The organism is Microbacterium sp. NPDC090225, assembly GCF_044772365.1.
GTDB lineage: Bacteria > Actinomycetota > Actinomycetes > Actinomycetales > Microbacteriaceae > Microbacterium.
In genome coordinates, this window is the sequence record NZ_JBIVYS010000001.1 from 954,322 (window position 1) to 976,686 (window position 22,365).

21 protein-coding genes are annotated in these 22,365 nt (G+C 67.3%); 11 read left to right on the forward strand and 10 right to left on the reverse strand.

Annotated features, from left to right (window positions below):
* Positions 1-30: 30 nt before the first annotated feature.
* A complete protein-coding gene (glf, locus tag ACIQTT_RS04700; protein WP_402786694.1) occupies positions 31-1,167 on the reverse strand; it encodes a UDP-galactopyranose mutase in 1,137 nt (378 codons plus the stop codon).
* Between the two features lie 196 nt (positions 1,168-1,363).
* On the opposite strand from glf, the gene ACIQTT_RS04705 reads away from it, so the two are divergent.
* From ACIQTT_RS04705 to ACIQTT_RS04725, 5 genes are read left to right on the forward strand one after another with little or no spacing between them, the layout of a single operon-like run.
* A complete protein-coding gene (locus ACIQTT_RS04705) occupies positions 1,364-1,885 on the forward strand; it encodes a GtrA family protein (RefSeq protein ID WP_402786697.1) in 522 nt (173 codons plus the stop codon).
* Positions 1,882-2,712: a glycosyltransferase family 2 protein gene (locus ACIQTT_RS04710; protein WP_402786700.1), complete on the forward strand. Its 831-nt coding sequence runs from the start codon at positions 1,882-1,884 to the stop codon at positions 2,710-2,712. The genes ACIQTT_RS04705 and ACIQTT_RS04710 overlap by 4 nt, the downstream gene beginning before the upstream one ends.
* Complete coding sequence (locus tag ACIQTT_RS04715; RefSeq protein WP_402786703.1) at positions 2,709-3,731, forward strand: glycosyltransferase; 1,023 nt, start codon at positions 2,709-2,711, stop codon at positions 3,729-3,731. The genes ACIQTT_RS04710 and ACIQTT_RS04715 overlap by 4 nt, the downstream gene beginning before the upstream one ends.
* On the forward strand, positions 3,712-4,635 hold the full coding sequence (locus ACIQTT_RS04720; RefSeq protein ID WP_402786706.1) for an NAD-dependent epimerase/dehydratase family protein: 924 nt from the start codon (positions 3,712-3,714) through the stop codon (positions 4,633-4,635). The genes ACIQTT_RS04715 and ACIQTT_RS04720 overlap by 20 nt, the downstream gene beginning before the upstream one ends.
* Positions 4,636-4,673: 38 nt before the next feature.
* Positions 4,674-5,561, forward strand: a complete 888-nt coding sequence (locus ACIQTT_RS04725; RefSeq protein ID WP_402786709.1) for a glycosyltransferase family 2 protein — start codon at positions 4,674-4,676, stop codon at positions 5,559-5,561.
* On the opposite strand, the gene ACIQTT_RS04730 is transcribed toward ACIQTT_RS04725, so the two are convergent.
* Genes ACIQTT_RS04730 through ACIQTT_RS04740 form a run of 3 tightly spaced genes read right to left on the reverse strand, consistent with a single transcriptional unit; the run spans position 5,562 to position 8,469 of the window.
* On the reverse strand, positions 5,562-6,296 hold the full coding sequence (locus ACIQTT_RS04730; protein WP_402786712.1) for a glycosyltransferase: 735 nt from the start codon (positions 6,294-6,296) through the stop codon (positions 5,562-5,564). It abuts the gene before it with no gap.
* Positions 6,293-7,522 (reverse strand): lipopolysaccharide biosynthesis protein, encoded by a 1,230-nt coding sequence (locus ACIQTT_RS04735; RefSeq protein WP_402786715.1) that lies wholly within the window; start codon positions 7,520-7,522, stop codon positions 6,293-6,295. Before ACIQTT_RS04735 ends, ACIQTT_RS04730 begins: the two co-directional genes overlap by 4 nt.
* On the reverse strand, positions 7,519-8,469 hold the full coding sequence (locus tag ACIQTT_RS04740) for a glycosyltransferase (RefSeq protein WP_402786718.1): 951 nt from the start codon (positions 8,467-8,469) through the stop codon (positions 7,519-7,521). Before ACIQTT_RS04740 ends, ACIQTT_RS04735 begins: the two co-directional genes overlap by 4 nt.
* Before the next feature lie 102 nt (positions 8,470-8,571).
* On the opposite strand from ACIQTT_RS04740, the gene ACIQTT_RS04745 reads away from it, so the two are divergent.
* The gene (locus ACIQTT_RS04745) at positions 8,572-9,588 is read left to right on the forward strand and encodes a glycosyltransferase (protein WP_402786721.1); all 1,017 of its coding nucleotides are present in this window, start codon (positions 8,572-8,574) and stop codon (positions 9,586-9,588) included.
* A gap of 8 nt (positions 9,589-9,596) precedes the next feature.
* On the opposite strand, the gene ACIQTT_RS04750 is transcribed toward ACIQTT_RS04745, so the two are convergent.
* From ACIQTT_RS04750 to ACIQTT_RS04760, 3 genes are read right to left on the reverse strand one after another with little or no spacing between them, the layout of a single operon-like run.
* The gene (locus ACIQTT_RS04750) at positions 9,597-9,986 is read right to left on the reverse strand and encodes a DUF2304 domain-containing protein (protein ID WP_402786723.1); all 390 of its coding nucleotides are present in this window, start codon (positions 9,984-9,986) and stop codon (positions 9,597-9,599) included.
* On the reverse strand, positions 9,983-10,723 hold the full coding sequence (locus ACIQTT_RS04755) for a glycosyltransferase family 2 protein (protein ID WP_402786726.1): 741 nt from the start codon (positions 10,721-10,723) through the stop codon (positions 9,983-9,985). The genes ACIQTT_RS04750 and ACIQTT_RS04755 overlap by 4 nt, the downstream gene beginning before the upstream one ends.
* Before the next feature lie 19 nt (positions 10,724-10,742).
* On the reverse strand, positions 10,743-12,680 hold the full coding sequence (locus ACIQTT_RS04760; protein ID WP_402786729.1) for a DUF6541 family protein: 1,938 nt from the start codon (positions 12,678-12,680) through the stop codon (positions 10,743-10,745).
* A gap of 123 nt (positions 12,681-12,803) precedes the next feature.
* Between ACIQTT_RS04760 and rfbA the strand changes: the two genes are divergently transcribed.
* Genes rfbA through ACIQTT_RS04785 form a run of 5 tightly spaced genes read left to right on the forward strand, consistent with a single transcriptional unit; the run spans position 12,804 to position 18,291 of the window.
* Entirely contained in the window at positions 12,804-13,676 is an 873-nt protein-coding gene (rfbA, locus tag ACIQTT_RS04765) for a glucose-1-phosphate thymidylyltransferase RfbA (RefSeq protein WP_402786732.1), read from the forward strand.
* Positions 13,673-14,671 (forward strand): dTDP-glucose 4,6-dehydratase, encoded by a 999-nt coding sequence (gene rfbB, locus ACIQTT_RS04770; protein WP_247632530.1) that lies wholly within the window; start codon positions 13,673-13,675, stop codon positions 14,669-14,671. Before rfbA ends, rfbB begins: the two co-directional genes overlap by 4 nt.
* Complete coding sequence (locus tag ACIQTT_RS04775) at positions 14,668-16,089, forward strand: sugar nucleotide-binding protein (protein WP_402786735.1); 1,422 nt, start codon at positions 14,668-14,670, stop codon at positions 16,087-16,089. Before rfbB ends, ACIQTT_RS04775 begins: the two co-directional genes overlap by 4 nt.
* A 4-nt stretch (positions 16,090-16,093) precedes the next feature.
* Positions 16,094-17,401 (forward strand): UDP-glucose dehydrogenase family protein, encoded by a 1,308-nt coding sequence (locus tag ACIQTT_RS04780; RefSeq protein ID WP_402786738.1) that lies wholly within the window; start codon positions 16,094-16,096, stop codon positions 17,399-17,401.
* Entirely contained in the window at positions 17,398-18,291 is an 894-nt protein-coding gene (locus ACIQTT_RS04785; RefSeq protein WP_402786741.1) for a glycosyltransferase family 2 protein, read from the forward strand. The genes ACIQTT_RS04780 and ACIQTT_RS04785 overlap by 4 nt, the downstream gene beginning before the upstream one ends.
* Before the next feature lie 7 nt (positions 18,292-18,298).
* Here ACIQTT_RS04785 and ACIQTT_RS04790 read toward each other — a convergent pair whose 3' ends face one another.
* The 3 genes from ACIQTT_RS04790 to ACIQTT_RS04800 all read right to left on the reverse strand — a co-directional run bounded on the left by ACIQTT_RS04790 (position 18,299) and on the right by ACIQTT_RS04800 (position 22,289).
* The gene (locus tag ACIQTT_RS04790; RefSeq protein WP_402786744.1) at positions 18,299-19,042 is read right to left on the reverse strand and encodes an ABC transporter ATP-binding protein; all 744 of its coding nucleotides are present in this window, start codon (positions 19,040-19,042) and stop codon (positions 18,299-18,301) included.
* A 14-nt stretch (positions 19,043-19,056) separates the two neighbouring features.
* Positions 19,057-19,917, reverse strand: coding sequence for an ABC transporter permease (locus tag ACIQTT_RS04795; protein ID WP_402786747.1), 861 nt, complete (start codon positions 19,915-19,917; stop codon positions 19,057-19,059).
* Between the two features lie 131 nt (positions 19,918-20,048).
* Complete coding sequence (locus ACIQTT_RS04800; protein WP_402786750.1) at positions 20,049-22,289, reverse strand: hypothetical protein; 2,241 nt, start codon at positions 22,287-22,289, stop codon at positions 20,049-20,051.
* Positions 22,290-22,365 lie beyond the last annotated feature (76 nt).

Consider the following 22,365-nt stretch of genomic DNA (forward strand, 5'->3'; position numbering starts at 1 on the left):
CCGGTGTGAGGTGCATCGTCCGGCCGCCGGTCAGGCGAGCGTGTTGTTCCACATCGACAGCGCAGAGCCGATGGCCATGTGCATGTCGAGGTACTGGTAGGTGCCGAGGCGTCCCCCGAAGTGCACGTCCTTCTCCCCCGCCATGAGGTCGCGGTAGGCGAGAAGTCGTTCGCGATCGGTCGCCGTGTTCACCGGGTAATAGGGCTCGTCGTCACGGCCCGCGAACCGTGAGAATTCCCGCATGATGACCGTGCGATCCTTCGGGTACCGGTCTGCCCGCTCAGGGTGGAAGTGACGGAACTCGTGGATGCGTGTGAACGGCACGTCCGCATCCGGGTAGTTCATGACGCTCGTGCCCTGGAAATCGCCGATGTCGAGGACTTCCTCCTCGAGGTCGATGGTCCTCCAGCTCAGCTCGCCCTCGGTGTAGTCGAAGTAGCGATCGACGGGCCCGGTGTAGACGACGGGGACCTGCCCGACGACGGCAGCCTTGTTGAGGGGCTGGGCCTCGTCGAAGAAGTCCGTCGAGAGACGCACGTCGATGTTGGGGTGATCCGCCATTCGCTCGAGCCACGCCGTGTACCCGTCGGTGGGGAGCCCTTCCCAGGTGTCGTTGAAGTACCGGTTGTCGTAGGTGTAGCGCACCGGGAGCCGGCTGATGATGGAGGCCGGGAGGTCCTTCGCCTCGGTCTGCCACTGCTTGGCCGTGTAGTCGCGGATGAAGGCTTCGAACAGCGGGCGCCCGATGAGACCGATGCCCCGCTCCTCGAGGTTGGTCGCCGTCGCCGGGTCGAACTCGCCCGCCTGCTCCTGAATGAGCGCCCGCGCCTCGGCGGGGCTGTACGCAGCCTGGAAGAACTGGTTGATCGTTCCCAGGTTGATGGGGAGCGGGTAGACCACTCCCTTGTGAGCGGAGTACACCCGGTGGACGTAGTTCGTGAAGGTGGTGAAGCGGTTCACGTACTCCCACACGGTCGCATTCGAGGTGTGGAAGAGGTGCGCGCCGTAGCGGTGGACCTCGATGCCGGTCGTCGCCTCGGCCTCGCTGTAAGCGTTGCCGCCGATGTGGTGGCGTCGATCGAGGATCGTCACCTTGCGTCCGGCGGCTGCTGCGCGCTCAGCGATGGTGAGTCCGAAGAGACCGGAGCCGACGATGAGGAGGTCCATGGATGCTTCTTTCCTGTCTGGATCCCCGTCGAGGGACCCGTCGCGACCGGACCCGTCGGTGGGCGGCCGTTAGCGTACCCATGCTACCTGCGACGACGCCGCCGCCTGCTCAGGGTCGGCGGGGCGCCATGCGGTAGTCTCGATGGGCACCGGCACGGCGGTGGTGAGCGAAAGCGCAGGTCAGGTGAGCGAGCCGATGAGCACCGGTCGAGACGACAGCGAATCGAGCGGCACCGATTCCGTCACCGCTGCGGGCGAGCCGACCACAGAGGAAGACCGCTCGGTCGGCGGTATGCGCGGGCCCGACGGCCCCCTGCTTCGCCTGTTCCGCGATCGTCGTGTCGCCTTCCTCTTCGTCGGCGGGATCAACACCGTCGTCGGATTCGGCTGGTTCGCCCTCTTCGACATCACCGTCGGTCAGTTGTGGGGCTACATGGTGACGTTACTGTTCGCACACGTCGCCAGCGTCCTGTGCGCATTCGTCCTCTACCGCCGACTCGTCTTCCGGGTGCGCGGTCATGTCTGGACCGATCTGATGCGCTTCGAGCTGGTGTATCTGACCTCGCTCGGCATCAATGCCGTGCTCCTGCCGCTCCTCGTGGAGTTCGCGCATCTCGAGCCCATCGTCGCCCAGGCGCTCATCGTCTTCGTCACGACGATGGTGAGCTACTTCGGGCACAGCCTCTTCTCATTCCGACGCAAGGAGCCCACCGCGTGACGACGCCTCCCCTCAGTGTGGTGATCCCCGCCTACAACAACGCTCGCACTCTCGCCGAGACCATAGATTCGGTGCTGGCTCAGGAGGGCATCGACTTCGAGCTGATCGTCGCAGACCACTCCTCCACCGACGGCTCCGATGCGGTGCTCGACGGCTACCGCGACGACGCGCGCGTCACGATTCTCACCACCGCGAGCGGCGGCGGCGCGGAGCGGAACTGGAATCGGGTGACGGCGGAGGCGCACGGGGAGTTCATCAAGCTCGTCTGCGGCGACGACGTTCTGCGACCGGGCATCCTCGCCCGACAGGTCGCGCTGCTCAGAACGAGCGGTGCAGTGCTCACCGCCTGCCGACGTGACGTGACGGATGCCGACGGCAAGGTGCTGATGCCGGCATGGGGCCTGCGCGGCCTCGGTGCGCCGATGGACGGCGCACGCGCGGCGGCGAAGGCCGTGCGAGCGGGGTCGAACCTGTTCGGGGAGCCGGCCTCCGTGACGATGCGGCGCGACTCGCTTGAGCGTGCTGGCGGGTGGGACGCGACGTTCCCGTACCTGATCGACCAGGCGACGTACTCGCGCGTCCTCCTCGACGGCACTTTCGTCCCCGACTCCGAGGTGGGGGCGACGTTCCGCCTCTCCGACTCCCAGTGGAGCGCCGTGCTGATCGCTTCGCAGGCCGACCAGGCGCGCCGTTTCCACCGCTGGTTCCGCGAAGAGCATCCCTCGGTCGTCTCGGCCTGGGACCTGCGGATCGGAAACTTCCGCGCGAGCGTCATGGCCAGACTGCGCCGACTTTCGTACACAGTGCTCAGATGGAGGAACCGATGAGCGATCCCTACGTCCATCGCATCAGCGTGGTCACCCCGGTCTACCAGGGCGAGCGCACGCTCGACGCGCTGGTCGAGAGCATCGCGCCCTGGACGCAGGAGTTCTCGACCCCCGAGGGTCATCGCGCGATCGTCACCGAGGTCATCCTCAGCTACGACCGCGGCCCTGACGACTCGGGTGCGGTCATCCGCCGACTCGCGGCATCCCAGCCCTGGATCCGACCCGTCTGGCTCAGCCGGAACTACGGTCAGCACGCGGCGACTCTCGCCGGGATCGCGAGCTCGGGCGGCGACTGGGTCGTGACGCTCGATGAGGACGGCCAGCACGACCCCCTCTTCATCGGCGGGATGATCGACACCGCCCTGCGGGAGCAGGCGGATCTCGTGTACGCCGCGCCCAGCAATCGTCCGCCCCACGGCTTCGTGCGCAACACCGCGTCGAAGGGTTCGAAGAAGCTGCTCGAGTCGTTCCTCGGCGGCGGACGTGCCTCGCAGTTCAACAGCTACCGCCTGATCCTCGGCGAGATCGCGCGCAGCGTCGCGGCATACGCCGGGACCGGCGTCTACCTCGATGTGGCCCTGAGTTGGGTCTCGGCGCGCACGGTGACCTCTCCCGTCCTCCTCCGCGAGGAGGGCGACCGCGATTCCGGCTACTCGTATCGTCGTCTCTTCGCGCACTTCTGGCGGATGGTGCTGACCTCCGGCACGCGGGGGCTCCGTTTCGTCACCGGCGTCGGAGCCCTGTTCTTCATCGGTGGCATCCTCTTCGCCCTCTACTTGGTGATCATGCGTGCCTTCGCGGTCGACATACCGGCGGGGTGGACGTCGCAGATGGTGCTGACCGCCGTCGGGATCGGGGCGATCCTCATGGCGCTCGGGATCGTCGCCGAGTACCTGGGCGTCGCGGTGAGTTCCGCCCTCGGCCGTCCGACGTACCTGATCGTGCGCGATCCCCTTTCCGGCCCTCTGGGGCACCGCGAGCCTGCCTCGAAGGAACCGGGTGGCGAGCGCGGCGCGTAGGTGGATCATCGGACGCGGGCTCCTCGGTGAGGCGGTCGCGCGCTCCCGGTCCGACACTCCGTTCTCCGTGCCCGTCGATTGGACGGACGCGGAACGCACGAAGCAGACGCTGTCCTCCGCTCTGACCGATTTCCTCGCCCCCTCGGGCGTGCACGAGATCTATTGGTGCGCCGGGAAGGGCGTGACGTCGACACCCCGCGAGCGCCTGCAACAGGAGGTCGCGGTCTTCGAATCCTTCCTCGCGGCGCTCGGACGCACCAGCGCGGAGTCGGATGCCGTCGTGGTGCTCTTCCTGAGTTCGTCCGTCGGCGGCGCCTACGGCGGTGCGGTCGGAGGGCCTTTCACCGAGCACAGCCCCGCGGCACCCGCTTCGGCCTACGGCGAAGCCAAGCTCGACATGGAACGGCTCGCGAGCGCATACGGCGAGGCGCACGGGTGGCGCACGGTCATCGGACGCCTCACCAATCTCTACGGACCGGGGCAGGACCTCTCGAAGGGCCAGGGGCTGATCTCCACGCTGGTCAACAGTGCCGTCACCCTGCAGCCGGCCACGATCTACGTCTCACTCGACACGCTGCGCGACTACATCTACGAAGACGATGCCGCGGCGGTGATCAGCGCTTCCGCTGCACGAGCGCGCCAGCTCGGTGCCGGCGAGACCGTGACCAAGATCATCGGAACCGGCCGTGCGGTCTCGGTCGGGGCGATCATCGGCGAGCTGCGGAGGCTGCGACGTCGCTCCGGTTTCTCGCTCGTCGGGCAGGGCGCTGCGGTCGGACAGGCCCTGGATCTGCGCGTGAGGTCGGAGGTCTGGCCCGACCTCGACGCCGTGATCGGCACGAACCTCCCGGAAGGTCTCGACCGCGTGATGCGCGCCCGTCTGGACCTCCTCACGCGCGGCTGAGCCGTCGGCGGCGGAGCCCTTCGTATGCTGGAGACACGATGACCATCGATATCATGCTGCCCTTCTGGGGCGATCCGTTGCTGCTGCGACAGACGGTCGAATCCGTGCTCGGGCAGACCGATCCCGAGTGGCGGCTGACGGTGATCGATGACGCGTATCCCGATCCGACCGTGGCCGAGTACTTCGCGAAGCTGGACGACCCGCGCGTCCGGTACGTGCGCAACGACGTGAACGTCGGGATCATCGAGAACTTCCGCACCAGCGTGCAGCTCGCGACGGCCGATCACCTCATGGTGCTCGGCAGTGATGACCTGCTCCTCCCGGGCTACGTCGCCGCCCTGCGCGACGCCGTGCAGCGGCATCCGGATGCCGCCGTCTTCCAGCCGGGCGTGCGGGTCATCGATGAGAGCGGCACGCCGTCGCTGCCGCTCGTCGACCGCGTGAAGCAGCGGATGCTGCGCCCCGACACCCGCGCCGGCGACACCGTGCTGTCGGACGAACGCCTCGCGACCAGCCTCACGCGGGGGAACTGGCTGTACTGGCCCTCTCTGCTCTTCCGCACCGAAGCGATCCGCGCGCACGAGTTCCGCGATGACCTGCCCATCGTGCTCGACCTCGCGATCCTGCTCGACATCGCGTTCGCTGGCGGCTCGCTGGTCGTGATCGAGGACGAGGTCTTCGCCTACCGACGTCACACCGAGAGCGCCTCGCAGAAGGCGATCCTCGACGGCTCCCGTTTCACGGACGACCGTCGATTCTTCCTCGAGACCGCCCAGCGCGCCGATGCGCGCGGGTGGCGCTCGACGGCCCGAGCCGCCCGGGCCCGCCTGTTCGCGCGGCTCCATGCCCTCACGACGGTGCCGACGGTACTGCGCCACGGCGATGCAGCCGGCCGCCGCGCCCTCTGGCGGCACATCCTCCGCTGATCAGCGGCGGCGGGCGCTCCCCCACGCACGAAGCAGCATCACACGCGCGCGCAACACGGCCCCGATGCCTCGCGGACGGGAGGGCGAGGCATTCGCGTCGTGGATGCGGCGGCGGATCGTCGCCGTCTCGATGTGCGCCATGGTGCGGTGAGCGTTGCCGAAGAGCGCGATCCAGAGGTCGTGGCTCTCGTCGAGGTAGTTCGGGAACGGGAGAACCCGATCCACCACGTCGCGGCGGATCGCCATCGCGCACCCGTAGTACGGCGCCATGCCCGCGAAGATCCGCACGGCGTTCCGGATCCCCTGACGCGACCACGCCGCGCGCAACCGCCACGGGCGACGCGTGAGCGGATTCGGCAACGGCTCATCCGAACCGAGCAGCACCAGGTTGGAGGCCGCGACGGCGGAGTCCTCGAGCGCGGCCACGAACAGCGCACGACGGCCCGGGATCCACACGTCGTCCTGATCGGACAGCATCAGGATGTCTCCGGTCGCTCGTCCCAGAGCCTCTTCGAACGTCTTGACGTACCCGCGGTTCTCCTGGCGTGCGTGCACGCGGATGCGCGGATCGTCGAAAGCCTCGAGCGCGGCGACGGTTCCGTCCTTCGAGGCGTCGTCGACGACGACGAGCTCGTCCTGGGGTTCGAGCTCCCGCAGGATCGACTCGATCTGCGGGCCGAGGAACCGCTCGCCGTTGTACGTCGCCATGCAGACGCTCACCCGCACCGCGCTCATGACGCCACCTCCGTGATCGGCTTGCGCAGCTCCCGCCGCAGGACGAGAACCTGATAGCCGCCGACGCAGAGCTCGGAGATCGCCACGGCCCAGGCCACGAGCGGAACGGATCCGGCTGCGGCGAAGACGAGGATCAGCGGCGCTCCGACGATCGCACCGATGAGCGTCGACACGGCGAGCGCGCGCACGCGCCCGACGACGACCAGGCACGCATAGCCGACGATGGCGGCCGTGGCGATCCCCACGAAGGCGACGCCGAGGGGCAACGACACCTGCCACGGCACGCTGATCTTCCCCGCGGAGAGGATCGTCGAAGCCCAGGGGCTCAGCAGAGCGATGCACGCGCCACCGACGACACCGATGAGCGCGCCGGCGAAAGCCGCGATGCGCGCACGATGACGGAAATCCGCCTCGGGGTCGGGCACCCAGCTCTGGAAGTACTGCTGGATGGGGAGCAGCGCGATCGACGCGTACTTGAAGAGGCGGTCAGCGACGGCGTACATCGGCTGCAGCGCGGGGAGGAACGCCTGCACGGCCACCATCGGCAGGGTGACGTACAGACCGCTGACGAGTGTCGCCGACACGGCGTGGCGCTGCCCGCTCAGTGCGGTGCGCAGAGGAACCGGAGTGTGCGCGGCCCCGAACGAACCTCGCAGCACGACGACGGCATCGAGCACGACGGCACCGATGAAGCCGATTCCCTGCGCGACGAGGTAGACCCAGAGTTCCCCCGTGACGACGGCGCCGATCACGCCGGCGATGCCTCCCGCGACGGTCGGGAGGGTGTCGCAGAGCAGGAGCCGCATCGGCTTCCCCTCACCCGTGAAGTACCAGATCGCACCGAGGTGCGGCAGCAGGTACACCGCGGCGCCGAGCACCGAGATCAGCACGTCGCCGCGTGTGAGGAGAGTCAGGATCACGGCGATGACCGGCAGCACGAGCACGTAGAGCAACGCGCGGGCGCGCAGCGACGTGCGATAGAAGGCCTGGCGTTGCCCGATGGGGATGCCGGCGACGGTCGCCGCACCCGTCGCTCCCCACCCGAAGGCGACGAGAATACCGCCGAATTGCGAGACGGTCTGCACGAGTGCGAGGGTGCCCCAGGTGGCTTCACCGAGGGCGAGGTTCAGGAGCGGCATCGACACGATCCCGATCAGCGTCACGACGCCGACGGAGATCGTGAATCCGCTGAGACGACCGACCGCGGTCCGGATGGGGCCGCTCACTTCTCCCCCTCCGCGACCACGGGGGCGTCCCACCGGATCTCGGCGGCGATCGGGATCAGCGCATCCGGCATCCGCCCCATGCGACCGCGCACGGCGGCGACGAGAGCGGCCCGATACACGCGCGCCAGGGCGCGGCGCGGCTTCGCGACCCACCAGGCGTTCACGAAGTGGATGCCGTCGAGCAGGGTTTCGCGGATGATCTGCCCGGGTGCGGAGAAGAAGTACTCACGGTTGAGGATCAGACGATTGCGCACGCGGTAGAAGTACCGGAACGGCGTGCTCAGGCTGAACTCGGCGGGAACCCCGGGCAGCGCCACCGTGCGGCCGAACAGCTCGCGCCGATACCGGGTGCCGAGCGTGTGCTCCATGCGCACCCCCCCGGCCGCGAGCACGCGCCAGCCGCGAGCGCGGATCCGCAGTCCGAACTCCATATCGACGAGGTCGATGAAGAAATCCTCCCGCAGGAGTCCCGCCTCGGCGATCACGGCTGCCGGGATCAGCATCCCCGATTGGATGACGTTCGCCGCGTCACCGTAGGGTGCCTCAGGCCCCGCCTGCTGCCGCACGCCCGCGAAGTACTCCGGCACGACGAGACCGACGCGGACCCCGGCGCGGGTCGCGGCTTCATGCGCGACGACGAGGTCTCGGACGAACCCCTCCGTCACACGGGAATCCTGGTCGAAGGTGATCACGAAAGCGGCACCGGCGCCGATCGCACGTTCGATGCCGTCGTTGAGCGCGGCGGCGATCCCGTCGTTGGCGGGCCTGCGGACGACGATCGCGCCCGCACTCTCGAGACGATCGAGCACCGCCTCGGCGACAGGTCCGGAGCCATCGTCGACGACGATCACGCCCGCGACCTGATCGGCGACGGAGGAGACGGCTTCCAGAGCGGCGTCACCGGGGCGGAACGTCGAGAACACCGCCCACACAGGGAAGGCGCTCATCCGACACGCACCGGACGACGAACGGAGAGGGGAATCACGAGCATGGCGCAATTAGACTAGCTTCATTCGCTGTTCAATCCCCGCAGACCCGGAAGGCCGCCTGTGTCGACACATCCCTTCGGCACGATCGTGCTGGCCGCCTACTCCCCCGATCCGGAGCTCTTCCGACGCCAGCTGACATCGCTGCAGGCGCAGACGGTCCGTGAATGGGAATGCGTGATCTCGGTCGACGGCGAGCCCGAACCGATCGCGGCGCTGGTGGCGGAGATCACCGAGGGAGACGCCCGCTTCCGCATCGTCGGCGACGGCTCGCGGCTCGGTTTCTACCTGAACTTCGAGCGCGGCCTCCTCGCCGTCGACGAGCGCAGCGAATGGATCGCCCTCTGCGACCAGGACGACCGCTGGGACGCGGACAAGATCGAGAAGCTCCTCCCGCACCTCGACGAGGTCTCTCTCGTCTCGGCCCAGGCCCGGCTCGTCTCGTACCCCTCCGAAGTGGAGACGGGCCGTACGACGCGTCACGACCACGGCGCGATCTTCACGATCCTCTCCAACGAGTTCACCGGCTCGCTCTGCGTGTTCCACCCCGAAGTGCTGCCGACGGCACTGCCGTTCCCCCGAGCTTCGACTCGGGCGGCCGCGCACGATCACTGGCTCGCCGTCGTCGCGTCGGCGCACCGGGGCACGCGCATCATCGATGACGTCGTCCAGGACTACGTCCAGCACGATGCGAACGTGTTCGGCGACCCGAGCAGACTGGGCAGCGGAAGCATCCGCAGTTCCATCACCAACGTGCTCGCGCAGTCCCAGCGCTTCGAAGGTTCACGCAGCCCTCGGTCGATCTTCCGGATGACATTCTGGGCCTACGTCGGTTGGCGCCAACTCATGGTCGACACCCTCGCCGCGCGGCGTACCGACGAGACGACCGACTCCCGTCAGGAGCTGGCGTTCGGTCGCTCGCGCCGCCTGCGCACCGCACTGTCACTGCTCCGTGCGGGGCGAGCGCGGGAGATCGTCCCGGGACGCTTCACTTGGGAGTACCGGGCGAGCTGGATCGGCGGAGCACTCAGCGGCGGCCGACGCGCCGCCGCTCGGGCGGTCACCGCGCCACGGCGCTGACGCACGCCTCAGGAGGGATCGCCGTCCGACCCCGTCCGGGGGGACTCGAGCTTCGCGAGTCGGCTCTCGACGCTTTCGAGTTGCGTGCGGAGGATGGCTGCTTCCTCTGCGAGGCGCCGCGTCTCCTCCTCGACCTGGCTGAGCTCCCACGAGAGGTGCAGGGCGACGCCGAGGAGCAGGAGGATCGCGGTCGCGAAGAGCAGGTTGGAGGGGACCTGCACACCGAGCAACGCCGTGAGCGCGCCCAGCAGGCCGGGGAACAGCCCGACGATGAGCACCGAGACGGCGATCACGAGCCAGAGCACGGCGTACTTCTCGCGCAGCTTGCGTGTGAGAAGCATCCACAGCACGATCACGAGGATCAGGACGGCGAGAGCGATACCCACGAAGACGATCATGCGCGTTCCTCCTTCCGCCGCGAACCTGTACGTCGCATCGCGGCCAGCAGCAGCGCGAACACCGACCTCAGCAGGTAGACGGTGGAACCGAGCGGCCCCTGGCTGGGGTTGCCGTGCGCGCGGGGGCGCATCGCGACGCCGACCTGCGTGACCTTGAGCCCTGCGTGCAGGGCGGCGACGAGCGAGTCGAGGGTGTCGCCGAGGTACTCGGCCGGGTAGTAGTGCACGTACTGGGCGATCGCGCGCGTATTCGCCGCGCGGAAGCCGCTCGTCACATCGGTCAGCCGGGTCTTGGCGATGCGTGAGACCACGGACGCCAGGAAGACCATCGCCCAGCGCCGGGGGCCGCGCACCGAGTAGTCGCCGACGTCGGAGAAGCGTGCTCCGATCGAGATGTCTGCGTGCTCCAGACCGGCCAGCACCCGGTCGATCTCCACGGGGTCGTGCTGCCCGTCGGCATCCACCTGGATGGCGGCCCCGTACCCCTCGCGCGCCGCATAGGTGAACCCCGTGCGCATGGCGCCGCCCACCCCCAGGTTGAAAGGCAGGGAGAGCACGGACGCGCCGGCGTCGCGGGCGACCTCCGCAGTGTCGTCGGTCGAGCCGTCGTCGATCACGACGACGTCGTACCGCGACGACGCCGCACGGATCTCGCGCACGGTGTCACCGACGCTGCGCTCCTCGTTCCACGCGGGAACGAGGACGAGGACGCGATCGATGCGCGTGGTGTCGCTCATGAGGGAAATCTCTCCGTGTTCAGCCGAGACCGCAGGCGGTCACTTCGTACAGTCTGGCATCGCCCTGGCTGTCGACCAGGCGCACCGCTCCCGATTCCTCGAGATCCTCGAGGCCCGCGAGCGGATGCGATCCGCCGTGGACCTCCCGCTCGCCGAAGTCCAGGACGAACCGGACGTCGAGCGCCTCGGCCGCGTCGCAGACCGCGGGCATCGACTCGGCATCGGCGAGATGGTCGTTGATCGTCGCCGCGTCGTCCGAGACATCCACCAGGATGTGCGGCATGAGCACTTGGCGCCCACCGATCGCATAGGCGAGAGCCGTACCGGTGTACGGGTTGCCGGCGATCACGGAGCCTGCCGGGACGTGCTCCGGAAGGCGTTCGAGCAGGGCCATCTCATCGGAGCTGATGAGCGAAGAACCCTCGTCGAGCACGAAGCGGATCTGCGCCTGCGCGACAGCGGCCGGGATGGCGGGAAGCGGCAGGACGGCGAAGCCGATGGCGGCGGCGACGGCGCCGGCGATCACGCGCAGGGGACGTCCGTCCGGCTGGAGCCGCGACCAGACCCGCCCGATCGCCTCGACCGTGCGGGCGATCCCCAGGGCCGCGAGCGGAACCAGCGCGATCCCGAAGACCGCGGCGAGGCGTGGCCAGTTGTTGTACCAGCTCCCCGTCAACGCGTCGCGGATCGGACCGATGGGCAGGGAGATGACGACGATGAAGAGGAGCGCGCCGATCGCCCAGAGAGATGCTCCGACGACGAGCGCCTCACTGCGCTCCTTCACCACCCAGAAGAGGCCGAGGAGCACGGCGATCGCGACGCCGATCGCGATCGTTCCGTAGAACATCGACGCCTGCGCGACTTCGAGCACGGCTTGGCCGGGAGTCCGCTCGGTCGGCCATCCTCGGGTGGGCAGCGGCGGGCGGAGCACCATGAGCAGGAGCACACCGATGCCGAAGTAGACGACGACACCCGCGGCGAGGGCCAGGCGTACCCGGCCGGAACGATGCGCGCGCCACAGGCGCACCACGAAGACCAGCACGATCGGGACCGAGAAGGCGAGCCAGGCGACGAATCCGCCCGGGTGGGCGAGCGCCACGCCGGGGATCGCGCCGAGCGCGACGAATCCCCACCAGCCCGGCGCGAGATCCTTCGCCGCCGTGCCGATTCCGAAGGCGGATGCCGTCGCCGCCACCGTGAAGGGGACGATCGCGAGAGCCAGCTGGAAGGGGTAGAGAACTCCGTAGTCCATCGGCAGGATCGGGAACATCGGAATCGCCGTGCTCACGATCGCTGCGGAGACGGTGACGGTCGCCGTCTTCCCCATCAGCGTCCGGGCGAGCAGCATCGCGCTCACGGGCCAGATGACCGCGGCGATCACGAGAGTCTGCGCGTTCACGACCGCGGGGATGCCGACGCCGCTCAATTGCGCGACGATGGCCGCCGTCGCGTGCCACGCCGACGGATAGAACGGAACTCCGCCGTTCGGGCTCGTCATCTGCCCGAGCTCGAGCGGCGAGGCAGCGCCGGTCTCCATGATGTAGCGGATGGCGTTGAGATGGAACACGTTGTCGAACGTCTGCGAGATCGCCGACGGTTGACCGATCACCGCGAAGATCTGCAGTCCGATGACGACAGCCGCGGCGACGGCGGCGCCGATGGTCCACCACCGCGAGGTCGACGGCGAAGAGGTGACGCCTCGCCGTCCGCGGCGGCGCACGAGGTGGATCCCCACCCCGATCACGGCGGCCAGGAGGAGGCACGGCACGATCGACCAGCCGGTGCCGGCGAAGCCGGCGAGCAGACTCGCGCCCCCCACGACCGTCATCGCGAACGCCGGCGCCGCGGCCACGGCCCAGAGCCCGCGGAGTCCGATCAGCCAGGCCAGCGTTCCGCCCAAGACGGCGTACAGCGCGAGAAGCACGGCGGCAGGCCAGAGCAGTTCGAGCATTTCCATGTGTTCCAGACCCTCTCACCGACAACCGACCCAGGATATCCCGGTGGGGCTGCGATCTCGGTGAGCGCGTCCGTGAGCGTCGCTGACACGGGCGATCCAGGCTCGGTATGACAACATAGAGGCGTGAAAGGCATTATTCTCGCCGGCGGGTCCGGCACGCGTCTGCACCCGATCACGCTGGGCGTCTCCAAGCAGCTGATCCCGGTCTACGACAAGCCGATGGTCTACTACCCGCTCTCGACGTTGATGCTGGCGGGGATCAAGGACATCCTCGTGATCACGACGCCGCACGACGCGGCGCATTTCGAGCGCCTCCTCGGCGACGGGTCGCAGTTCGGCGTGAACCTGACCTTCGCGCAGCAGCCGTCTCCGGACGGGCTCGCGCAGGCGTTCACGATCGGCGCGGACTTCATCGGCGACGATTCGGTCGCTCTGGTCCTCGGAGACAACCTGCTCTACGGACCGGGTCTCGGCAGCCGCCTGCAGCGGTTCGAGAACATCGATGGTGGAGCGGTGTTCGCCTACTGGGTCGCCGAGCCCGAGGCCTATGGCGTCGTCGAGTTCGACGCCGAAGGGCGTGCGGTCTCCCTCGAGGAGAAGCCCGCCACCCCGAAGAGCAACTACGCCGTTCCCGGCCTCTACTTCTACGACAACGACGTGATCGAGATCGCGCGCAACCTGGCGCCCAGCGCCCGCGGCGAGTACGAGATCACCGATATCAACCGCGAGTACCTCGAGCGCGGAAAGCTCCAGGTCGAGGTCCTCCCCCGCGGTACCGCCTGGCTCGACACGGGAACGTTCGACCAGATGACCGACGCGGCCGAGTACGTGCGCACGATGGAGCGCCGTACGGGCATGAAGATCGGGATGCCGGAGGAGGTCGCCTGGCGCCAGGGCTTCCTCAGCGACGACGAGCTGCGCGAACGCGCCGAGAAGCTCGTCAAGTCCGGCTACGGCGCCTATCTGCTCGACATCCTCAAGAGAGGCCACGCATGACCCGTCTGCTCGTCACCGGAGGGGCCGGCTTCATCGGCTCCAACTTCGTCCACCACGTGATCGAGAACACCGAGCACCACGTGACGGTGCTCGATGCCCTCACCTATGCCGGGAACCGTCGCTCGCTCGAGGGGCTCCCCGAGGATCGGCTCACGTTCGTCCACGGCGACATCACGGATGCAGGCCTGGTCGACGGCCTCTTCGCCGAGACGGATGCCGTGGTGCACTACGCCGCGGAGTCGCACAACGACAACTCGCTGAACGACCCTCGGCCGTTCCTCGACACGAACATCATCGGCACGTACACGCTCCTGGAGGCGGCGCGGCGTCACGACGTCCGTCTGCACCACATCTCGACCGACGAGGTCTACGGAGATCTCGAGCTCGACGACCCCGAGCGGTTCACCGAGTCGACGCCCTACAACCCCTCGTCGCCCTACTCCTCCACCAAGGCGGGAAGCGACCTGCTCGTGCGCGCGTGGGTGCGGTCGTTCGGAGTCCAGGCGACCATCTCGAACTGCTCGAACAACTACGGCCCGTACCAGCACGTCGAGAAGTTCATCCCCCGTCAGATCACGAACGTGATCCGCGGCATCCGTCCGAAGCTCTACGGCGCCGGGCAGAACGTGCGCGACTGGATCCACGCCGACGACCACTCCTCGGCCGTGCTGACGATCCTCGAGAAGGGTGCGATCGGCGAGACGTACCTCATCGGCGCCGACGGCGAGAAGGACAACAAGTCCGTCGTCGAACTGATCCTCACCGAGATGGGCCAGCCTGCGGACGCGTACGACCACGTCACCGACCGCGCCGGCCACGACCTCCGCTACGCGATCGACTCGAGCAAACTGCGCGACGAGCTCGGCTGGGCTCCGCAGTTCTCGGACTTCGAAGCCGGACTCGCCTCGACGATCCAGTGGTACCGCGACAACGAAGCCTGGTGGGCGCCGTCCAAGGACGCCGTCGAGGCGTTCTACGCGGGCAAGGGCCAGTGAGCGCCGCGTTCGGGAAGCAGCTCGAACGGATCGAGACGCCCATCCCGGGCCTCGTCGTGTTCGAGTTGCCCGTCCACGGCGATTCGCGCGGATGGTTCAAGGAGAACTGGCAGCGAGAGAAGATGCTGGCGCTGGGGCTCGAGGACTTCGGCCCCGTGCAGAACAACATCTCGTTCAACGACGCCGTCGGCACGACCCGCGGCATTCATGCCGAGCCCTGGGACAAGTGGGTCTCTGTCGCGACGGGGCGCATCTTCGGCGCCTGGGTCGACCTGCGCGAGGGACCGACCTTCGGCACGGTGTTCACGACGGAGATCGACCCGTCGCGCGCAATCTACGTGCCCCGAGGCGTGGGGAACTCGTACCAGACCCTGGAGGCGGACACCGCCTATACGTACCTCGTCAACGACCATTGGTCCCCCGATGCGTCGTATTCCTTCCTGAACCTCGCCGACGAGACGGCCGCCGTGGCCTGGCCCATTCCGCTCTCCGAGGTCGAGATCTCGGAGAAGGACAAGGCGCACCCCCGGCTCGCCGACGTCACCCCGATCCCACCGAAGCGCATCCTCGTCCTCGGTGCCTCCGGGCAGTTGGGACTCGCGTTGCGCGCTCGTTTCGGCGACGCCGCCCACATCGAGTACGCCACGCGCGACGACATCGATGTGACCGCTTCGGACCTCGCGTCCGCTCGACGCTGGCGCGACTACGGCCTCATCGTGAACGCAGCTGCGTACACCGCTGTCGACACGGCCGAGACGGCGGAAGGACGAGAGAAGGCGTGGGCAGCGAACGCGAGCGCCGTCGCCGCGCTCGCCCGTGTCGCCGACGATCACGGCATCACCCTGGTGCACGTTTCGAGCGACTACGTCTTCGACGGCACCCTCGACGGCGCTTACGACGAGAACGCACCGCTGCGCCCGCTCGGCGTCTACGGACAGACCAAGGCCGCCGGAGATCTCGCGGCTTCGACCGCATCGCGGCACTACGTCGTGCGCACCTCCTGGGTCATCGGCGAGGGCGGCAACTTCGTCCGCACCATGCATTCGCTCGCCGAGCGCGGGATCGACCCTCGGGTCGTGGGTGACCAGTTCGGGCGCCTGACCTTCACCTCGGACATCGCAGACGCGATCGCTCACCTCTACGAATCGGATGCCGCCTACGGCGTCTACAACGTGACGGGGTCGGGCGACGTCCAGTCCTGGGCTCAGATCGCTCGCGAGGTATTCCGACTCGGTGGCCATGACCCCGAGCGCGTGACGGCCGTCAGCACCGAAGAGTACTTCGCCTCGGCGACGAGCCCGGTGGCCCCGCGTCCCCGGAACAGTCACCTGGACCTCGCCAAAATCGTCGCGGCGGGCTTCACCCCCGTGCCGGCAGAAGAATCCCTGCGCACCTACGTCGCAGGTCTGAAGGGTTGATGGAATGAAGCTCAGCGTCATCGGCTGCGGATACCTCGGCGCCGTTCACGCGACCGCGATGGCCTCTCTCGGCCATGAGGTGGTCGGAATCGACGTCGACGAGAGCCGGATCGCGACGCTCGCATCGGGGAAGGCTCCGTTCTTCGAGCCCGGTCTCGACGATCTCCTCACGAAGGCGCGCGACCGGGGAACGCTGACCTTCTCGACGGACTTCACCGCCGCGTCCGACGCGACGGTGCACTTCGTCGCCGTCGGGACCCCGCAGCGCTCCGATGGCGACGGCGCGGATCTCCGTTACGTCGACAGCGCGATCGCATCGCTGACTGCGGTGCTCTCCCCCGGCGACCTCGTGGTCGGAAAGTCCACTGTTCCGGTCGGCACCGCCCGGCGGCTCGCGGATGCGATCCGGTCGACGGGTGCGCGCCTGGTCTGGAATCCGGAGTTCCTCCGCGAAGGCTTCGCGATCCAGGACACTCTCGAACCCGACCGCCTCGTCTACGGCGTCGAGAGCGACGATCTCTCGTCCGCTGACGTCGCCGTACTCGACGAGATCTATCGGCCGGCCATCGACTCGGGAACACCGCGGGTCGTCACCGACTACGCCACGGCAGAACTCGTCAAGGTCTCCGCGAACGCATTCCTGGCCACGAAGATCTCGTTCATCAACGCGATGGCCGAGATCGCCGAGGTCACGGGTGCGGATGTCACCCAGCTCGCCGATGCGATCGGCTTCGACGCCCGCATCGGCCGCCGATTCCTGAACGCGGGTATCGGATTCGGTGGCGGATGCCTGCCCAAGGACATCCGCGCCTTCGCCGCGCGCGCCGAGGAGCTCGGCGTCGGCGAGTCGGTCCGTTTCCTGCACGAGGTCGACGCCATCAACCTGCGCCGCCGTCAGCGCGTGGCGGATCTCGTGCTCGGCGCCCTCGATGGCGCCGCGGATGGTCGGCGAGTGGCGGTTCTCGGGCTCGCATTCAAGCCCGACTCCGACGACACCCGGGACTCTCCGGCGCTCGACGTCGCTCGCCGTCTGCACGCCGCAGGCATCGAGGTGCGGGCGTTCGACCCCGCTGCCAATGAGACCGCGCGGCGCGTGGCACCCGATCTGAGCTACGCAGATTCCGCGATCGCTGCGATCGCTGATGTAGAGGTCGTGGTCGTAGCGACCGAGTGGCGCGAGTTCCGCGACCTCGACCCCGCCACGGTATCGTCCGCGACCACGGCCAGGATCATCATCGACGCACGCAATTGCCTCGACCCCGAGGCCTGGCGCTCGGCGGGATGGACGTACCACGGCATGGGCCGACCGTGAGCGCCCCCCGCGTCAGCATCGTCGTCCGGACGAAGGACCGACCGGACTTCCTCGAGCGCGCCCTCTCCAGCATCACGGGTCAGTCCTTCGAGGGCTGGGAGGCGGTCATCGTCAACGACGGCGGGAACCCCGCGAAGGTCGCCGCCGTCGTCGCCGGGCTGCCGCGGGCGGCCGATCGAGACCGGATGCGCATCATCGACCACGAGGAGTCCCGGGGACGTTGGGTCTCGGCGAACGCGGGCGTCCTCGCGGCGGCGGGCGAGTTCCTCGTTCTGCACGATGACGACGACTCCTGGCACCGCGACTTCCTGGCGCGGGCGGTCGAGTACCTCGATGCCCATGCAGAGCGTCAGGGCGTCGTCTCCCGCATCGAGATCGTGTGGGAACACGAGGAGAACGGACGCTTCGTCGTGGATGAGCGCGAGGAGTTCCAGGCGCAGCTCACCGCTCCCCTGCTGACGGACACGTTGCTCTTCAACCGTTTCGTCCCGATCGGTTTCCTGTACCGTCGCTCCCTGCATGCGGAGCTCGGCCTGTACGACGAGAAACTGCCCGTCGTCGGGGACTGGGACTTCAATCTCAAGGTTCTGTCCCGAGGTCCGCTGGAGTACCTCGGCGACAAGCCGTTGGCATACTGGCATCAGCGCCGCGGAGCGACTGGCAACGCGGCGAACAGCGTCGCGGGAGCGCGCAGCGATCACGCGAAGTACGACGCGAGCATCCGCGACGAGGCCCTCCGGAGCTGGGTCGACGAGAACGGCACGGGACTCGTGCTCTATCTGACCAAGTTCATCGATCAGCGCTTCGTGGACGTCGAGAACGGCATCCGTGCAGAGATCGTCGCCTCGTCGTTCTGGCGCCGCGCAATGCGTCGCCTGCGTCGCCGCTGACCGCCGCTCAGGCCTTCAAGAAATCGACGGCCTCCTCGATCGGTCCGTCGAAGACCTTCTTACCCTTGGCGATCACGATCCCGCGGGAGCACAACTGCTTCACCATGTTGCTGTCGTGGCTCACGACGAGCATCGTCACGCCGCGGGCGGTGAGCTCCTTGATCTTGAGAGCGCACTTGGCTCGGAACGGCGCATCACCGACACTCAGCACCTCGTCGACGAGGAGCGTGTCGAGCTTCACGTGGATGGCCACCGAGAAAGCCAGGCGCATGAACATGCCGGAGGAGTAGTGCTTGACCTCCTGATCGATGAAATCGCCGATCTCGGAGAACGCGACGATGTCGTCGAACTTCTCATCGGTCTCCTTGCGAGACATCCCGAGGATCGCGGCGTTCAGGTACACGTTCTCGCGCCCGGAGAGATCGGGGTGGAATCCTGCACCCACCTCGATGAGGCCGGCGACGCGTCCGCGGGTGAGCACCCGCCCCGAATCCGGCTCGAGGACACCGGACACCAGCTTGAGCGTGGTGGACTTTCCCGAGCCGTTCATGCCCAGGATCGCGACGGACTCGCCCTCACCCACCTGGAAGCTGATGTCATCGAGCGCGAGAAAGTGATCGGTCCCGACCTTCTTGCGCTGGATCCAGCCGATGAACGCCTCTTTGAAGGAGTGCGAGTTGCGACGGAGGAAGAACTTCGAAGCGCTCTCCACGATGATCGTGGGCGGTGTGAGGGTCTCGACGGTGATCATATCTTGCATGGTGCTCACAGGTCCTGGGCGAAGCTGCGCTCGAAGCGCCGGAAGACGGTCTGTCCGACGACGAGCATGATCAGGCTGACCACGCACGCCGCCAACGTGTAGATCATGAAATGCGGCGGGAGCCCGGGCGTCGACGATGCCGTCGGCGCCCAGAAACCGACGTGGAAGAGCTCGGCGGCCACCGTGAGAGGGTTCGACATGTAGATGTGGAACAACCAGGGCGGCATCTTGTCGATCACCAGCGTCCACATGTAGAGCACCGGCGAGGTCCAGGTCGAGAACATCCGGATGATCTCGACCACGTTCTGCGCATCCCGGAAGCGGACGTTGATCCCGCCGAAGAACAGCCCGAGGCCGATGGCGAAGACCATGACGATCGCGACCGCGCCCAGGATCGCCGCGAGGCCGATCAGGGACGGAGTCCATCCCAGGAGGAGGCAGATCACCAGCAGAACCGCCACTTGCGGCAGGAAATGGACGAACGCGACGATGATCGCGGCGACCGGGAACAGTTCTCTCGGGAGATAGATCTTCCTCACCAGAGCCCCGTTGTCGACGATGGAGTTCGTCGCGTTGCTGAACCCCTCGTTGAAGAGGTTGATGATGACGATTCCCGAGAACAGATAGATCGCGAAGTTGTCCACGTCCCGGTGAATGTTGAGGATGATCCCCATCACGAAGTAGTAGACCGCGAACTGCGACAACGGCTTGACGTACGACCACGTCCAGCCCAGAACCGAGTTGCGGTACCGCGTCGCCGTCGCCTTGCGCACGAGCAGGCGCAGGAGATAACGACGACGGAAGATGTCGAGCACTCCACGGCCACGCCCCGGAGATTGATACAAGCGTGCGTCGACCGTGCTCACCTGACTACCACCGCGCCTCCTCGTCGCGCGCCTCGATCGGCACGCATACCGTCTTTCATCGTAGCCCGTCAGGCTGGATGGAAGCCGTCAGCGCACCCGGGTCCGCTCTATGAGATCGACGTGGGCGCTCGTCAGCGAAGCCGCAGCGTCGCGCAGTTCGCGGCCGAGAGCTCTGTCACGGTCACACCTCCCGCGTCGGTGATCTTCGTCAAAGTGCCGCCCGCCGCCGAGTACAACTGCGCGTTGCACTTGACGACCGGCGTCACCGTGCCGCTCTTGGGCATCGCCTCGCCGGCGGCGTCGGAGATGGAGACCGCCGCGCGAGGTAGTCCGAGCGCATCGGCCACCGACCAGGAGTTGAGGTACAGCAGTCGTCCGGCATCCGCGAGATAGACCTTGCCATCGGCAGGCGTCACCACGAAGCCGATGTCGGCCCTGAGCACCTGTCCCTTCGGCAGACCCGCCAGGTCGGCGGGAGCGAGGGTGACGACTCGCGTCGCGCCGGGTCCGTTCAGTGCGGTGAGGGTGGCCGGATTGCCGACGTGGCGGAACGAACCTCCGTCAGCGATGTAGATGGTGGAATCGCCCGTGGCGTTGACGAACAGCGGCCCCTGAACGTCGTCGGCGATCTTCAGCAGAGCGCACGTACGACTGTCCGGCGTCACAGCGGTGAACCCGCCCGAGGAGGGCACTCTGTACAGGGCTCCGTTCGCCGTGAAGTACGTACCGCCGTTGCAGACGACGTAGCGACCGAGGTTCGACCGCCCGGGATGATTGACGATCGACGCGGTCGGCACTGCTTTGAGGACGTCTGTGGACAGCCCCATGCTCCGAGCATTGTCGAACTTCGGCAGATAGATCAATTGGCCGTCAGCGGTGGGCAGGAACACCCGATCCGATCCGACCACCGTGATGAGCTGCCCCGGGACGAACCGCGTCGGCACCGCCGGATACTTCGCCGCGTGAGCGGCTGGCATGGTCGCCGCAAACGCCGAGGGCGTCTGCTGTCCCCACGCCGTCATCGCCGCGACGTTCTGATACGGCACCAGGGCGGAACCTTCGAGTGCGAAGATACGGCCATCGCCCTTCACATTCGCACGAGTCGTCATCTCGGCACCGGCACCCGGACTGCGGAAGTCATCTGAGTCGAATGTCGTGAGCGATGCGCAGTTGCCTTTCCACTTCGCGACGAGATCACAACTCGCGAACCGATGGGTCTTGCCGCCGTTGAGGTAGGACACGGTGCCCGCCGTGGCGTCGCGGAGGAACAGTGAGGCAGCCCCGCCTTGACCGAGCGAAGCGATATGTGCGCTGACCGTAGCCGCCGGATTGCCGTAGGCAGCCTTGTACTCCGGCCAGACATCCGCGGTGACGTGGTACGCCGTGCCGTTGGAGATCGCGTAGATGTCCTTACCGACGTTGACGATGGGCCCGTCCGGGTACTTGATCCCCTGCGTCGAACCGAACCAGTCGGTGAAGTAGTTGTAGAAGTTTCGGTTGCCGTAGGCGGAACATCCGTCGCCGTTGCCGTATCCCGCTCGGAGAGCGGCCGCGTTGGGCTGGTAGGGCGTGTAGTAGTAGAGCGCCGACGTCGCCTTGTTCGCGACGTACACCGGAGAGGAGCCGCAGCTGGCTGTCGGGTTGTAGAGGATGTTCCAGGTCTTGCCCGGGGCGTACCACTGGAACCAGCGCCCCTCCATGTAGATCTGCATCTGACGCGCGGCGCCGTAGATCTGGTGGAAGAACCCGATGTAATTCGGGTCGCAGGGCGCGGTGTCGGGGCAGCCCTGTCCCAGAGCGATGTTGTACCGCCATGCGCTCGGCCACGTGTGGGTGATGAGCCCCTGCTCCTTCTGGAGCATGACGATGAGAACCTGCGGGTTGATGTTGCACGCCTGAGAGACGCGGTAGATGATCCGCGCGGCCGACTCGTTCGCAGCTCCCGAATATCCGCTGCAGTACTGATCGGCCGGACGCGTCACCGACGTGATCTTGAAGTCCTTGAGGCAGACGATCGGTTTGCCGTTCTCGTCGGTGCCGCCGAGGCAGCGTGAGACCTTGCTGTTGAAGAACGCCTGGATCTGCGCCTCGGTCATCGTGCCCTTGTTGGTGAACACGGCGTCGCTGATGATGTTTCCCGGGTTGAAGCCCACGAGGGTGGACTTCACGATGCCGGATGCCGCCGGGTCTCCCACGACCTGTGAGACGGCGTTCGAGACCGTCGTCGCCGCGGGGGCCGCGACAGGGGAAGCCGCGGATGCCGCACCGGCCGGGAGCACGGTTCCGGCGACAACAGCGGTGACAGCGAGGAAACAAGTGAGGAGACGGGTGATCTTCCGGTTGTTTCGCGAGCGTGGGGCACGTCGAGACATGTGACCAGTGTGACGGAAGTCACGTGATGATGCCACTGTTACGGAATATCGGCTACCGCGTGTCGGCGTGTCCGTC